Annotated in this window: 17 protein-coding genes and 1 tRNA gene; 8 read left to right on the top strand and 10 right to left on the bottom strand. The window is 57.7% G+C overall.

Annotated features, from left to right (window positions below):
* Nucleotides 1-567: 567 nt before the first annotated feature.
* Nucleotides 568-1,647, bottom strand: coding sequence for a 3-deoxy-7-phosphoheptulonate synthase (locus P5706_RS20690; protein WP_285681418.1), 1,080 nt, complete (start codon nt 1,645-1,647; stop codon nt 568-570).
* A 619-nt stretch (nt 1,648-2,266) separates the two neighbouring features.
* Between P5706_RS20690 and P5706_RS20685 the strand changes: the two genes are divergently transcribed.
* Both P5706_RS20685 and P5706_RS20680 read left to right on the top strand, forming a co-directional pair.
* Complete coding sequence (locus tag P5706_RS20685) at nt 2,267-3,016, top strand: carbon-nitrogen hydrolase family protein (RefSeq protein WP_285681416.1); 750 nt, start codon at nt 2,267-2,269, stop codon at nt 3,014-3,016.
* Nucleotide 3,017: 1 nt separating this feature from the next.
* Nucleotides 3,018-3,464: a GNAT family N-acetyltransferase gene (locus tag P5706_RS20680; protein WP_285681415.1), complete on the top strand. Its 447-nt coding sequence runs from the start codon at nt 3,018-3,020 to the stop codon at nt 3,462-3,464.
* A gap of 35 nt (nt 3,465-3,499) precedes the next feature.
* Here the strand turns inward: P5706_RS20680 and P5706_RS20675 are convergent, their stop codons facing one another.
* Nucleotides 3,500-3,739 (bottom strand): DNA-binding protein, encoded by a 240-nt coding sequence (locus P5706_RS20675; RefSeq protein ID WP_200433874.1) that lies wholly within the window; start codon nt 3,737-3,739, stop codon nt 3,500-3,502.
* Nucleotides 3,740-3,820: 81 nt separating this feature from the next.
* Here P5706_RS20675 and P5706_RS20670 point away from each other — a divergent pair, with 81 nt between their 5' ends.
* From P5706_RS20670 to P5706_RS20650, 5 genes are all read left to right on the top strand, one after another.
* Entirely contained in the window at nt 3,821-4,186 is a 366-nt protein-coding gene (locus P5706_RS20670; protein WP_285681412.1) for a helix-turn-helix domain-containing protein, read from the top strand.
* Between the two features lie 151 nt (nt 4,187-4,337).
* Nucleotides 4,338-4,979 carry a response regulator transcription factor GacA gene (gene gacA, locus P5706_RS20665; RefSeq protein ID WP_003190387.1) on the top strand — a complete coding sequence of 214 codons (642 nt, stop codon included), beginning with the start codon at nt 4,338-4,340 and terminating at the stop codon, nt 4,977-4,979.
* Nucleotide 4,980: 1 nt separating this feature from the next.
* The gene (gene uvrC, locus P5706_RS20660) at nt 4,981-6,804 is read left to right on the top strand and encodes an excinuclease ABC subunit UvrC (protein ID WP_138815548.1); all 1,824 of its coding nucleotides are present in this window, start codon (nt 4,981-4,983) and stop codon (nt 6,802-6,804) included.
* A 32-nt stretch (nt 6,805-6,836) separates the two neighbouring features.
* A complete protein-coding gene (pgsA, locus tag P5706_RS20655; RefSeq protein ID WP_099547687.1) occupies nt 6,837-7,397 on the top strand; it encodes a CDP-diacylglycerol--glycerol-3-phosphate 3-phosphatidyltransferase in 561 nt (186 codons plus the stop codon).
* A gap of 63 nt (nt 7,398-7,460) precedes the next feature.
* Nucleotides 7,461-7,536: transfer RNA gene (locus tag P5706_RS20650), tRNA-Gly, on the top strand.
* Nucleotides 7,537-8,030: 494 nt separating this feature from the next.
* Here the strand turns inward: P5706_RS20650 and P5706_RS20645 are convergent.
* From P5706_RS20645 to tnpB, 8 genes are all read right to left on the bottom strand, one after another.
* Nucleotides 8,031-8,222, bottom strand: coding sequence for a hypothetical protein (locus P5706_RS20645; protein ID WP_200433855.1), 192 nt, complete (start codon nt 8,220-8,222; stop codon nt 8,031-8,033).
* Nucleotides 8,223-8,471: 249 nt separating this feature from the next.
* Nucleotides 8,472-8,648 carry a hypothetical protein gene (locus tag P5706_RS20640; protein ID WP_285681409.1) on the bottom strand — a complete coding sequence of 59 codons (177 nt, stop codon included), beginning with the start codon at nt 8,646-8,648 and terminating at the stop codon, nt 8,472-8,474.
* Between the two features lie 34 nt (nt 8,649-8,682).
* The gene (locus P5706_RS20635; RefSeq protein WP_285681406.1) at nt 8,683-8,835 is read right to left on the bottom strand and encodes a hypothetical protein; all 153 of its coding nucleotides are present in this window, start codon (nt 8,833-8,835) and stop codon (nt 8,683-8,685) included.
* Nucleotides 8,832-9,287, bottom strand: a complete 456-nt coding sequence (locus P5706_RS20630; RefSeq protein ID WP_285681403.1) for a hypothetical protein — start codon at nt 9,285-9,287, stop codon at nt 8,832-8,834. The genes P5706_RS20635 and P5706_RS20630 overlap by 4 nt, the downstream gene beginning before the upstream one ends.
* 72 nt (nt 9,288-9,359) lie before the next feature.
* Nucleotides 9,360-9,818, bottom strand: a complete 459-nt coding sequence (locus tag P5706_RS20625) for an SMI1/KNR4 family protein (protein ID WP_285681400.1) — start codon at nt 9,816-9,818, stop codon at nt 9,360-9,362.
* Nucleotides 9,819-9,911: 93 nt separating this feature from the next.
* Nucleotides 9,912-11,675 carry an RHS repeat-associated core domain-containing protein gene (locus P5706_RS20620; RefSeq protein WP_285681397.1) on the bottom strand — a complete coding sequence of 588 codons (1,764 nt, stop codon included), beginning with the start codon at nt 11,673-11,675 and terminating at the stop codon, nt 9,912-9,914.
* Between the two features lie 16 nt (nt 11,676-11,691).
* A complete protein-coding gene (tnpC, locus tag P5706_RS20615; protein ID WP_060766772.1) occupies nt 11,692-13,224 on the bottom strand; it encodes an IS66 family transposase in 1,533 nt (510 codons plus the stop codon).
* A gap of 18 nt (nt 13,225-13,242) precedes the next feature.
* A complete protein-coding gene (gene tnpB, locus P5706_RS20610; protein ID WP_060766773.1) occupies nt 13,243-13,602 on the bottom strand; it encodes an IS66 family insertion sequence element accessory protein TnpB in 360 nt (119 codons plus the stop codon).
* Between the two features lie 94 nt (nt 13,603-13,696).
* Between tnpB and P5706_RS37240 the strand changes: the two genes are divergently transcribed.
* A complete protein-coding gene (locus P5706_RS37240) occupies nt 13,697-13,849 on the top strand; it encodes a hypothetical protein (RefSeq protein WP_285681394.1) in 153 nt (50 codons plus the stop codon).
* The last annotated feature ends 167 nt before the right edge of the window (nt 13,850-14,016 follow it).

Here is a 14,016-nt window from a genome sequence, read left to right as displayed (position 1 = left end):
GCAGTCGACCTCATATTCAAAACTGCATGCGGTCAACTGTGGGAGCGGGCTTGCTCGCGAATGCGGTGGGCCAGTCAATTCATCTGTAACTGACCCACCGCATTCGCGAGCAAGCCCGCTCCCACATTTAGAACCAGTTGCATCAGGTACATAGGCTTTTGCTTTGCACTTGATCTGGCTCATGCTTCAACCACTCAGGTCGGCTTTCAGGCCGCCGTGCTCTGCTTTTGATCTGCTTTTGATTTTGATCTGAGACGCCCCGTTAACCACGATGGCCGAACGCAGGCTTGAATCCGTGGGTAACCCGGCAGGACGCCGGGTTAGCCGCGCTGGGCCAAGGATGGCCCATCGCGGCGGCCCACGGATTCAAGCCGGAGTGAGGGCACACCGAGCCCAAGCGAGGTGCCGAGTGGTGGGGCGAGGACCTTTTGGTTACTTTTGCGTCCTTGCAAAAGTGACCCGCCGTAAGGGCGGAACCCTACTCAGCCGTTACCGCAGCAACGGATATGTACACCGACAAACCGCTATCGCAGGCAAGCCAGCTCCCACATTTTTGATCCGCATGGATCAGTTGGCTTTATGCTGTGCCCGCAACCGCTCAGCCGCACCGCGCAGCAATTGCTCGGTGCCGTTCCAACCCAGGCAACCATCGGTCACCGACACCCCGTATTTCATCGACGCGCTCAACGGTTGGCAGCCTTCGAACAGGTGGCTTTCGAGCATCATGCCGATCAGCGAAGTGTCGCCCTGCAGGCGCTGTTCGAGCACGTCGTTGAACACCGCCGGCTGACGCAGCGGGTCTTTGCCGCTGTTGGCGTGGCTGCAATCGACCATGATGCGCGCCGCGACCTTGGACTTGGCCAGGTCGTGCTTCACCTGCGCCACGCTTTGTGCATCGTAGTTCGGCCCACGATGACCGCCGCGCAGTACCAGGTGCGTATCAGGGTTGCCCGGTGTCTGGATGATCGCCGGATGGCCTTGGCTGTCCACCCCGAAGTGACGGTGCGGGTGGGACGCCGAGCGCATCGCATCACAGGCAATCGCGACGCCGCCGTCGGTGCCGTTCTTGAAGCCGACCGGCATGCCCAGGCCGCTCGCCATTTCGCGGTGGATCTGCGATTCGGTGGTGCGTGCGCCGATGGCGACCCAACTGAGCAGGTCATCGAAGTAGCCGGCGGCCATGGGTTGCAGCAACTCGGTGGCAACCGGCAAGCCCAGGCGCAGCATCTCGCGCATCAGTTCGCGCGACAGGGTCAAGCCTGCGGCCATGTCGTCGCTGCCATCCAGGTGCGGGTCGTAGGCCAGGCCTTTCCAGCCGATGGTGGTGCGCGGTTTTTCGACGTAGGCGCGGATCACCAGCAGCATCTGGTCGCTGACTTCCAGCGCGAGCTTCTTGAGGTTGCGCGCGTATTCCATGGCCGACTCGGGGTCGTGGATCGAGCACGGGCCGACAATCACCAGCAAACGCGAGTCTTCGCCATTAAGGATGGCGCGCACGGCTTGGCGATGGGCGTGGATCTGTTCGTTGAGGAACGGGCTCAGAGGCAGCTGGTGCTTAAGCTCAAGGGAGCTGGGCAGGCGTTGGGTCAGGGCTTCATTGGCGCTGGTCAGGTTGGCAACAGTCAGTGCGGCGGTGGCAGAGTTCATATTCAAGGCTTCCTGGGCAAGCGGCGGGCTGTTCCCGCACGCTTTGCCCTACTGGGGTGTTCGACAATTGGCCGTATTGGCTACGTGTGTTGGCTTGCCACCAATAGGTGACCGATCGGAGGCGGCAGGCTGTCCCGAACGGAGCTTGCTAAATCGCCATGCAGTCGAAGTGTCGTAACGGTAATAAGTGGCGTAGTTCATGTTTTGAGTCCTTTTAGTGTCCGGTGTGAAGCAAAATAATTAGGGCCTGAAAAAACAAAACCCCCGGTCGGGGAGCCGACCGGGGGTTAGATTTCTCTGGTAGGCGACCCCTTGAGTAGTGGGCGCCGATTTCAGGTATCAGGCGCGCCAGTGGCTAAACCAATACCCAAAATAAAAGCTGACCAGTGCGCTCAAACCGCTCACACGGGTAGCCGACACCGAGCGCTGGGCGCTGGCAGCAGGGCAAACCTGAGTGTGGGTGAGTTGCAACATGGTGTGTCTCCAAATGATGGGGGGAGCTTACTAGAGGCACGCGGGTGGATTCAATCAGTAATTTCTATCGCGTGACCTACTTACGGCTATGGGGTAAGTGCCGATATGCTGGTAACACGTTAATAATGATTGCCAGGACGCGACCATGACTGCCTTGACCCTCGCCGCAGCTCAAACCCTTTCCCTTGCCGGCGACGTGCCGGCCAACCTCCAGCGGCATTTGGCGTTTATGCAGGTGGCGGCGGAGCATGGCGTGCAGTTGCTGGTGTTTCCGGAACTGTCGTTGACCGGCTATGAACCAGCGTTGGCAGCTCAATTGGCAATTACGCCCGAGGACGAATTGCTGGCGCCGCTGCGTGATATGGCGCAGGAGCTGCGAATGACCGCAGTGGTGGGCATGCCTATTCGCCTGGCACCCGAGACCGGTGTGTTTATTGGCGCCCTGGTGCTGGGCGCAGACGGCTCGCTGGCGGTCTATACCAAGCAACATCTGCACCCAGGCGAAGAGGTGGCGTTTGTCGCGGGGCAGGGCGGTGCAGCACTCGAATGGGCGAATGAGCGGATTGCACTGTCGGTCTGTGCGGACTTTTCCCACGCCAGCCATCCGCGTCTGGCGGCAGAGGCAGGCGCCACGGTGTACGCCGCCGGTGTGCTGATCAGCGAAGGCGGGTACGCGACCGACAGCGCGCTGCTGCAAGGCTATGCTGCCGAGCATCGCATGCTGGTATTGATGGCCAACCATGGTGGCCCATCCGGCGGCTATACCTGTGCGGGGCGCAGCGCTATTTGGGCCGCTGATGGAACCCTGCTTGCTGACGTACCGGGCATTGGCGAGGCCTTGGTGATTGCCCGCCGCGAGGGCCAGCACTGGACTGGCCAAGTGGTAGCCCTCTGAGATGGTTTTTCACCTGCGCGCGGCGACGGATCGCGACCTGCCATTCGCGCGAACGCTGACCCATGAAGCCATGAATCGCTACTACTTGCAGTACGATTTGTTGTGGTCTGACCATGGCTTTGACGTCGCCTGGGCTTCGCGGGAAAACTGGCTGATTTGCCAGGGTGAAACCGTGATGGGGTTTATCAGCGTGAGTCGGGACAGTCGGGCGCTTTATATCCGCGAATTACACCTGCTCGAGCGCTGTCGCAAACAGGGCGCCGGCAGTTGGGTATTACAACAGATGGTGCTCAAAGCACGTGCACAGGGCTTGGGCCTATTACGCTTGACCGTGTTCAAGACCAATCCGGCGAAGCGCCTGTATCAACGCCAGGGTTTGAGCATTGTCGGGGAGGAGGACTGCTTTTGGCGCATGGAGCGCGAGTGTCGAGTTGGCACAGTGGACTAAATCAAGCACACCGTAGGAATAAGCGCATACTGCGCTCAAGACACGCTGTTTGGATCGCGGTATTGAGCCACAGCCTCATCCACGATAATCCCGTCTTTCATGCCCAGCAGGACCGCTACTTTATGGGCTTCCCCACGCCGTCCCTTTTTACGCCCAGCGAGCACTTGATACGTGGTGGCCGGATCAACGCCATGTTCACGCGCGAACGCTTGAACTGACTTTCCTTGATGTTCCAGCCAAGCCTTGGCTTGTGCGGCGGTACGGATTCCGGGCATAGTTCAAAACCGTTCAAGTTTGTGTAAAACGAGATGAGTGTGTCACCTCTTGGGGTGTGCCAGATAGGATCATACATCCAAATGAGTGGAATCGGTTCGCGATTGCGGCAGGAAAGAGAGCGACTTGGGCTGTCGCAAAAAGTTTTTGGTGAGATTGGAGGTGTTGAAGCCAATGCCCAAGGCAAGTATGAAAACGGAGGGCGGGCGCCTAAAGCCGACTACCTGTCACGGGTAGCCGAAAAAGGTGTTGATATCCTGTACGTGTTGACCGGCGTTGCCACGCCGATTCAATTGGAAAACCTCAGCCAGATCGAAGAGAAAGTCCTTGGTGATTACCGCTCCATGTTCAAGGAAGACCAGGATGCAATTCGCCGCCTGACGTCTACCCTGGCCGAACATTCAGCTGCGTCGAATGGCAAAATCAAACCGCAACCCCAGGATTCCTGACCTTTTACCCAGGAAACAGCGCTGCTCATCATCCGGTGGGCAGCCTCATCGCGTTGAAACTCTATATATATGACGCTTGCAGCTAGGTCTGCGCCTTGGTTTTTTGCTAAGGTGTTCAGCAACCTATAAGACCATATCGCGAGGTGTCTGCTTGATTAGGGTGCTAGTAGTCGATGACCATGATCTCGTTCGTACGGGCATTACACGAATGCTGGCTGACATCGATGGCCTGCAAGTAGTCGGCCAGGCCGAATCGGGGGAGGAATCCCTGATCAAGGCCCGGGAGTTGAAACCCGATGTGGTGCTGATGGACGTCAAGATGCCTGGGATTGGCGGTCTTGGCGCCACGACCAAATTACTGCGCAGCCATCCGGACATCAAGGTCGTGGTGGTCACCGTGTGCGAGGAAGATCCATTTCCTACACGCCTCCTGCAAGCCGGAGCGGCGGGTTACTTGACCAAGGGCGCAGGCCTGGCCGAGATGGTGCAAGCCATACGCCTGGTATTTGCCGGCCAGCGCTATATCAGCCCGCAGATTGCCCAGCAGTTGGCGATCAAATCGTTCCAACCGACCAGCGACTCGCCGTTTGACGCGCTGTCGGAGCGGGAAATCCAGATCGCCTTGATGATCGTCGGCTGCCAGAAGGTGCAGACGATCTCCGACAAGCTGTGCCTGTCGCCTAAAACCGTCAACACCTACCGCTATCGTATTTTCGAGAAGCTCGCCATCAGCAGTGATGTTGAATTGACCCTGCTCGCGGTACGCCACGGCATGGTGGACGCCAGCGCCTGACATGACTACACCGTTTGATCCGAGTGCCTTTCTCTCAACCTGCAGTGGCCGCCCTGGCGTTTACCGCATGTTCGACAGCGAGGCACGCCTGCTTTACGTGGGCAAAGCCAAGAACCTGAAAAACCGCCTGGCGAGCTACTTTCGCAAGACCGGGCTGGCGCCGAAAACCGCCGCGCTAGTGGCGCGTATCGCCCAGGTTGAAACCACCATCACCGCCAATGAAACCGAAGCGTTGCTGCTGGAGCAGACGCTGATCAAGGAGTGGCGGCCGCCCTACAACATTCTGCTGCGTGACGATAAATCCTACCCCTACGTGTATTTGTCCGACGGCGACTTCCCGCGCCTGAGCATTCACCGGGGCGCGAAGAAGGCCAAGGGCAAGTATTTCGGCCCGTACCCGAGCGCCGGTGCGATCCGCGAAAGCCTGAGCCTGCTGCAAAAGACCTTTTTTGTGCGTCAGTGCGAAGACAGCTTCTACAAGAACCGCACGCGGCCATGCCTGCAATACCAGATCAAGCGTTGCAAGGCGCCCTGTGTCGGCTTGGTTGAACCGGCGGAATACGCCGAAGATGTGCGCCACTCGGTGATGTTTCTCGAAGGGCGCAGCAATGCCCTCACCGATGAACTCTCCGGTGCCATGGAGCAGGCCGCCAGCACCCTGGATTTCGAACGGGCTGCCGAGCTGCGCGACCAGATTTCGCTGCTGCGCCGTGTGCAGGACCAGCAAAGCATGGAGGGAGGCACTGGCGACGTCGATGTGATCGCTGCCTTCGTCAACCCCGGCGGCGCCTGTGTGCACCTGATCAGCGTGCGTGGCGGGCGGGTGCTGGGCAGCAAAAACTTCTTCCCGCAGACCGGTATCGACGAGGAAGTGGCCGAAGTCATGGCCGCCTTCCTTGGCCAGTACTACGTGAGTAGCCCCGAACGCGACTTGCCGTCCGAACTGATCGTCAACGTGGTGCATGAGGACTTCCCCACGCTCATCGAGGCGATCCACGAGCTGCGCGGCCGCGAGCTGGACATCAGCCACCGTGTACGCGGCACCCGCGCGCGCTGGCAGCAACTGGCGGTGACCAACGCCGAACAGGCCCTGGGCGCGCGCCTGGCCAATCGTCAGCACGTTGCCGCTCGTTTCGATGCCCTGGCCGAAGTCCTCAACCTGGATGAGCCGCCCCAGCGCCTGGAGTGCTACGACATCAGCCACTCCAGCGGCGAAGCCACGGTGGCCTCCTGCGTGGTATTCGGGCCGGAAGGGCCGATCAAGTCCGATTACCGGCGCTACAACATCGAAGGCGTCACCGCCGGCGATGACTACGCCGCCATGCACCAGGCTCTCACGCGGCGCTTCAGCAAACTCAAGGACGGCGAGGGCAAGCTCCCCGATATCCTGCTGGTAGACGGCGGCAAGGGCCAGTTGTCCATGGCCCGCGACGTGCTCAACGAACTGGCGGTGCCTGACCTGATCCTGCTCGGCGTGGCCAAGGGCGCCACGCGCAAGGCCGGTTTCGAGACGTTGTACTTGAATGATGCCGCCCATGAGTTCACTTTGAAGGGCGACTCGCCTGCATTGCACCTGATCCAACAGATTCGCGACGAAGCCCACCGTTTCGCCATTACCGGCCACCGCGCCCGCCGTGGCAAAACCCGGCGAACCTCAACCCTGGAAGGGGTGGCAGGCGTAGGCCCGACCCGCCGTCGCGACTTGCTTAAACATTTTGGTGGCTTGCAGGAGCTATCCCGTGCCAGCATTGACGAAATAGCCAAAGCACCCGGTATCAGTAAAAAGCTCGCAGAATTGATTTATGCAAGTCTGCACAGCGAATAGAATGCCTTCTCACCTCGTAGCCAGTTGTGCCGATGAATATCCCTAATCTGATCACCGTTCTACGCGTCCTGCTTATCCCGATTTTCATTTTGTTGTTCTATTTGCCCTACGAATGGAGCTACGCCGCCTCCAGTTCGGTGTTTGCCTTCGCTGCCGCCACCGACTGGCTCGACGGCTACCTGGCACGCCGCCTGGAGCAGAGCACGCCATTCGGCGCGTTCCTTGACCCTGTGGCCGACAAACTCATGGTCGCCGTCGCCCTGGTCCTGCTGGTGCAGGAACATGGCAACCTGTGGCTGACCCTGCCGGCCGCCGTGATCATCGGCCGCGAGATCGTCGTCTCGGCCCTGCGCGAATGGATGGCCGAAATCGGCGCCCGCGCCCACGTGGCCGTCTCCAACATGGGCAAATGGAAAACCGCCGCGCAAATGCTTGCACTGGTGATTTTGCTGGCCAACCCATCGGACTTCTCGATTTGGGTGCTGATTGGTTACGCCTTGCTGCTGATCGCCGCCGGCCTGACCCTGTGGTCCATGCTTCAGTATTTGCGCGCCGCCTGGCCGCACCTGCGCACCACCGTTGAAAAGAAATAAAACTTTTTTGAATCAAGGGGTTGACGTGTGTTCTGGAATCTATAGAATGCACACCACCAAGACGCGGGAATAGCTCAGTTGGTAGAGCACGACCTTGCCAAGGTCGGGGTCGCGAGTTCGAGTCTCGTTTCCCGCTCCAAACACAAAGAAAAAGCCACTCTAACGAGTGGCTTTTTTTTGCCTGCGATTTAGGTAATAGACGCTTCGGCGTCCTTTTATTGGACGACAGCAGGCAACCGCCGAGTTCCAGAGCCGCGTCGTTGTAGCACCGATGCCCTGCACGCATATCGCCAATTCGCCACAAATGTGTCGGCGCACGTCGAGCAGATCCCGTCGGATGAGGGGTCGACACAGTGGGAGATGATCCGGCCGCCGATGGGAAATCGGGGTAGGAGAGTGGCGAAGGCGGGCATGGGAATACGCAGGTCCTCCACGGCGGTGGGCTTCGTACTCTAGGAGGGCAAAATGTTTCGGCGGCGAGGTCGCGGTACCAATCACGCTCACAGTGGAGTTGTTTTTGGGGACTGCAGGCATGCTTCGGCTGGGTAGGAAAACTCCATCGGGAAGGCCCTGGGCCAAATGTCCAACCCAGCCGGTGTTTCATTGTTCGCTGACAGATAGCAGCGTCACTTTTTATTGGCGAGGGCGTTCGGATCGGTTGGTTTCCTTGACCGCAAACATCAGACAGCGCACCGCTTCACGATCCTGTTCTGACAATAAGCGGTAGTAGCGGATCAGTCGCTCTTCCTCTCGGTTGAGTTGGCGGGGGCGCAAGGATGTGCCGACGGCGGTACGCAGTGAAGAAATAAACGAAGTATTTAGCATGAATCTAGCCCTTCATGAGGCGAATGGAGGCATGGGCGTCTTGCCCAGAACAACTGAATACATAACGTTTATCGAAGAGGTAGGCTCGTCTTTTTTCGCGACTGTTCGGTTTTTCAGAAGGGGCCGTCGGAAGTGCTTGGTAGAGGCGTAGGACAGATCTTTCAAAGCCGACTGAATCAAGGCTCGATGGAATGGAGAGCCTGCAAAACCGGCCTCAATCGTCGGGGCCGGTGGGAGGGTGGAAACCTGTCAAAAACGGGACACCTCCTTGAATACGCTGGTCATATTGCGCATGGCTATACGGTCGCTATTGGACAGCGTTCGCAAGTGTTCGATCAAACGTGCTTCTTCGTCCGTGAGGATGCGCAGTCGGCGCCTGGGCCAGAACACAGGTATCAGTTGTGAAACACTTTTGTTAGATGGCATCAACCTTGTCCTCTCTTGCGTACGCGAAGTCCTTCTACGATAGCGGCTGCGCCTCGCGGGCGGCGTTACGGTAGTGCAGGGCTTCCTGGCGACGGCCGCATTGGTCGTAGCGGTTGCGGGTCAGCAGGCTGCCCTGGGTGCGCAGGACTTCGTCGCGCAGTGGGTCGCGCTCGAAATCGCAGATCACCCGGCCATTGAGGTTGAGCTGGTGCAGGTGGCCGCTGCCGTAGGAGTGTAGGGCGTGCCGTCGGCGCGGACGGATTGTGGGCCTTGCTCGGGGACTTCGAAAGACGCCCAGGCATAGTGACGGGTCGCTCCGGTGGGCAGCGTATGGCTGCTCATGTGGCGCTCGGGCGTGTAGGTGAAACGCCGCAACACCTGGTCGCTGGAATCGAGTACCGCGATCAACTCGCCATGGCTGTCACAGCGGTAGCGCACCAAAGGCTCGGTGCGCTCCAGATGGCCGGGGCCTTCGTCACTGAAATACAGGCGCTCAACCCGTTCCAACCGGCGTGGGTGCAGGGCGTTGTAGCGCAGGCGCACGGCAATGCGGCTGTTCGGGTCGAGCAGATGTAGCAATCGCCCTTGCTCGTCATAGTTCAGGTTGACCGTATTACGGTTGCGGTCGCCCAGGCGCACCAGTCGTGAACGCTGCGGGTTGTGGGGATCGGTTTGTCGCAGGTATCCTGGCTACTGCGGACAGTTACTGAATTATGACGAAAGTTCATGCCAGAACTTACTGTTCTCTGCGTTTACTGCAGTTACTACTTCTGACGGTTTGCCTTGCTTCAGAAAAACAGTGCCGACTCCTCTTGCAAACATTTCAAAGTTGCAAGCGATAGTCTGCCAGTCAGACATGTTTGATTCGCTAGTGATAGCAAAAATCTTTCCATTTTCCGTGTTTAGTAATATGGTGTAAGGGTCGGAGGTTGCTATAGCAATGGTGTCGGCTGGTCTTGAATTTCCAGTCCACCAGCGTCTAAATTCGTTATCTGTATTTATATCTATAAGTTGCTCAATGTAGTCTTCGTTTGTGCCAAATGATATTGGTCCAAGAGTAAAGTTGTTAATATTGTATTTTTGGATGAAGAGTTTAAACTCGTTAGGGATACTCGTATTGATCCACTTTTCCAGCATGTTTATATTTGTAGGGGGGGATGCGCGCTGCATAAGAACAAGGTCCTCCATGTCGTCGCCTAAAGGTTTGAATTTTGCTTTGAGTTGAGACTCGATCTGTTCTATGGTAAGTAGCATTTTTATCTCTCACTTTGCATGCCAAGGGCCGCCGCTGCCCACATGGGTTTTTGAAGGTACAGGTATGGCGTATTGTCCAAAATTAACATGGTGGTGGACTAAATTGTCACCTTTATATTTGGCGTGTTCAGGGAAATTCTTTATCCAGATATTATCTATTTTAGGAGCGATGCCAAGCTCATTTATTCGATATTGATTGCTTTTGCTTAAAGATTCTGGCTGGAGGTTTCTCCATTGCTGCCAAAACTCCCTGTTATTTCTAATGCCGCCATTTGAGGTTTTCGTCCCACTAGTAAATGTTCGTGTGTCTATTGAGAATTTTGGATCCGGTCGTCCTGGCGTCCTAGGGTCAAACCTAGTCTGATATGGGTTATCGCCTCTTGTTGGCTTTTTGTTTACTCCAGAGCACCCACTTAATCCTAGAGGATCAAGCCAGCCCGTAGGGTTTGGGGAATATTGATAAAGGTTCAACCCCCCCATCAACCCAATCGGATCCGGCTGCGTAAACCTCCCCACGTCCGCATCATAAAACCTGAACGTGTTGTAGTGCAGCCCGGTTTCCCGGTCAAGGTACTGCCCCTGAAACCTCAGGTTCTGCTCGCGCCGTACCCTCTGATCGTGCCACTCGTCCCGGCTCTTGCCCCAACCCTCATACTCACTGTGCCACACGCTCAGGCCGGCCTCGTCGGTGAGCTGTTCCGGCAACCCGGCGAGGTTGGTGTGGAAGTAGAAGATCTGTTCACTACCGGGCCTGCCATCAATTCGCGCCAGTGGCTCATAGCTGTCGGGATTGGCATACACGTAGACACTGCCGAACCCGTGCTCCACCTCCTGCAACAGCCGCAGCCCCTGCCACACAAACTGCACATCGCTCTGTGGCTGTTCGCTCTCGTTGCGATACACCCGTTTACCTATGCGCCGCCCCAGTGGGTCGTAGCGGTACTCACTGCGCAGCCGCTGCCAGCCTTGATCCTGCTCGACGCAGATCAGGCGTTGCTCAGCGTCGTAGCGAAAACGTTGCACGGTATGGCTGCCGATACGCTTTTCGCTTAGGCGCCCAAAGCGGTCATAGCGGTAGCGTTTGTCCTCGAACACGTGCACGCGGTTGTGTTTGACGTAGCCGCCCATGCGGCCAGTGGGCAGTAGGTTGGCAGCGGCGTCGTAGTTGTAGGTTTCGCGGTGCAGTTCCGGGTTGCGCAGATTGCTTTGGCGATGGTCGCGCAGGCGCTCGGTAGCGTCGTAGCTGTAGTGCTCGTTGCCTTCGACGCTTTTGCCATGACTTTGGCCGAGGAAGCGCCCGAGCTGGCCGTCGTCCGGCAGTGGTTGGTGTGGATCGCTGCCACCGCGACGCTGGGTCTGGGTCAGGCGCTCGATGATCAGGTTGTCGCTGGCGTCGTACTGGTAACGCTTTTGCAGGAGCGGCAGTTCTTCGCGGGCGGCGTTGCGGTAGTGCAGGGCCTTCTGGCTGAGACGGCCGCATTGGTCGTAGCGGTTGCGGGTCAGCAGGCTGCCCTGGGTGCGCAGGACTTCGTCGTGCAGTGGGTCGCGCTCGAAATCGCAGATCACCCGGCCATTGAGGTTGAGCTGGTGCAGGTGGCCGCTGCCGTAGTACAGGTGGTTGAGTTGGCGTTGGTCGGGCAGGGTCAGGGTTTGTAGATTGCCGAGGGCGTCGTAGTCATACTTCAGTTCACCCGCATCGCAGGTCTCGCTGAGCAGTTGACCGAGGGCGTCATAGCGGAATTTCGAGTGCGATCCACAAACCCCACCTACCACAAGATGTAACCTCGGTTTACCGTGGCATCTGTGGCGAGCAGTTCCACGGCAGCAGCGCTTCGTAATCTTCTACTGACGAGGCGTGCGGCAATCGCTCCAGTACGTGGCGCAGCCACGTATAGGGCTCTTGGCCGTTGACCTTGGCTGTCTCGACCAAACTGTAGATCTGCGCACTGGCCGTGGCGCCTTTAGGCGTGTCACTGAACAGCCACGCCTTGCGCCCAATAACAAACGGCTTTATCGCACGCTCCGCCAAGTTGTTATCGATCGGCAAATGGCCGGCCTCCACATAGCGCTCCAACCGGCTCCAGTTGTTCGCCAGGTAATTCACCGCCTTGCCCAGCACACTTTGCGGCGTGACTTGGGACTGTGTTTTCTCCAGCCAACTTTTCAACTCGGCGAGTACCGGCAAGCTTCTCTCCTGCCGACCGATAAACCGCTGTTCATCGCAAGCATCCTTGAGCTCGCGTTCGATGCCATACAACTTGCTCATCATCGCCAGCACGATATCGGCGCGACCGGTCTTGCCCTTGGGCTGTACCTTCTGCGCTTCGACGAACTTGCGTCGCGCATGGACCATACACGCCAAACGCTCAACTCCGGGTTGCAACGCCAATGCGTTGTAACCCGCATAATCATCGGTCATCACGTAGCCGCGATAGTCGCCGAGCAGGCGCAACGGCACCTCCTGCGCTCGGCTGGTGGTGTAGTCAAAAAGGATCACTGGCCGCTCTGGCGGGCCGCTGGCTTGCACCCACATCCAGGATTGGCTGGTCGGGTCTCGATCCGGTTCCTTGAGTACCTGGACGCGGGTTTCGTCGCAGTGGATCACCGGACTTTCCAGTAATCGATCACGCATCAGGTTCAGCAGTGGCTGAAAGTGTTCACTGCACTGGATCACCCAACGCGCCAGGGTTTGCCGTGGAATATCGACGCCGTGTCGACTCAGTACACTTTCAAAACGATGCAGCGGCAGACCATCGACATACTTGGTGGTCAACAACATCGCCAGCACACTGGGGCTGGCCATGCTCTTTTCGATTATCTGAGCGGGTTTGTCAGCGGTGACCGGCGCGGTTTCACAACTGCGGCAACCGTACACTTTGCGGATGTGTTTGAGTACGCGGATCTGCATCGGCACGATCTCCAGCTGTTCGCTGGTTTCTTCGCCAATGACGTGTTTGCGACAGCCGCAGGCGCAGGTCAGTTCGTGCTCTGGAAGTTCGTGGATAACTTCGATGCGCGGCAAGTCAGTCGACAACGGCTTGCGCTTGCCACGGCGCTTGGTAGGCGCAACGGCTTCTTCGTCAGACTCGTCGCAGACCGGAACAGCGAGACTTTCAGGTTCATTAAAGAGCGCGAGCTGTGGCGTCTGCGGATCGACGGTTTGTTCTGATTTACGCCCGAAAAAACGTTCACGCCATAGCCGGATCTGTTCTTTCAGATCAACAATCTGGTCTTTGTCCACCTGACGCTCACTGAGCATCTGCACAAGCATTTGCTTGAGCAGAACCGGATCATCGGGGAGGTCGTCGGGCATGGAAATCATGGCCCGGATTATACCCAATCAAGCGACGAATCGCGGCGTCAAAACCTGATGCGGACGGTTGCGCCAGAGATCAAAACCGTCGAGCAGCCAGTTCAGTTCCTGAACCGTCAGGACAATGGCTTCATCCGTATCGTCAGGGGACGTTTTGAATCGTTCGGATTCGAGGCGCTTGAGCCAAAGGCAGAAGCCGTTGCGCTCCCAATAAAGTATTTTCACCCGATTACGGGGGCGATTCAGAAAAACAAAAAGCACGGGGTCGAACACCGCCACTTTGATATCCAATTCGACCAAGGCGGCGAGGCCGTCGATGGATTTTCGGAAGTCGACAGGTTTGGGGTAGAGATAGACTTTTTCGACCTTGGCGTCGGGACGCATCATGGTTGCGGGCTCCTGAGGGAAATCGGGAGCACAGCATCAGCTGTCAGCTATTCGTTTGGAATGTGGGGTTCGTGGAGCGGATACGGAATTTCAGTTGCTGCTGTTCGCCGTTGTGCGCTTTGAAAGTGATCGCCAACAGATTGTCGGCAGTGTCGTAGGCATAGTCGGTGATGCCATCGTCGGTGGCTTTTCGCAGCAAACGACCCACCGCATCGCGGGTGAAGCGATGCCGAATGGGGACGTCTGACTCAACCGTCCTCGTAAGTGTTGCGCGGTTCCGGCGCAGGCGTGGGATGAGCGTCAGTGCCGGTGACGTCATCCACGGCGTTGTATTGCTAAACGCGGTAGCTGCCTTCCAAGTCGGCTCTCATGGGTAAGCGGTCGTAGTCTCAATTCGATAGCTTATCTCCGGAC

This window comes from Pseudomonas sp. ChxA, assembly GCF_030263855.1.
GTDB classification, from domain to species: Bacteria; Pseudomonadota; Gammaproteobacteria; order Pseudomonadales; family Pseudomonadaceae; genus Aquipseudomonas; species Aquipseudomonas fluorescens_CB.
This window is presented reverse-complemented; position numbering and strand designations above follow the sequence as displayed.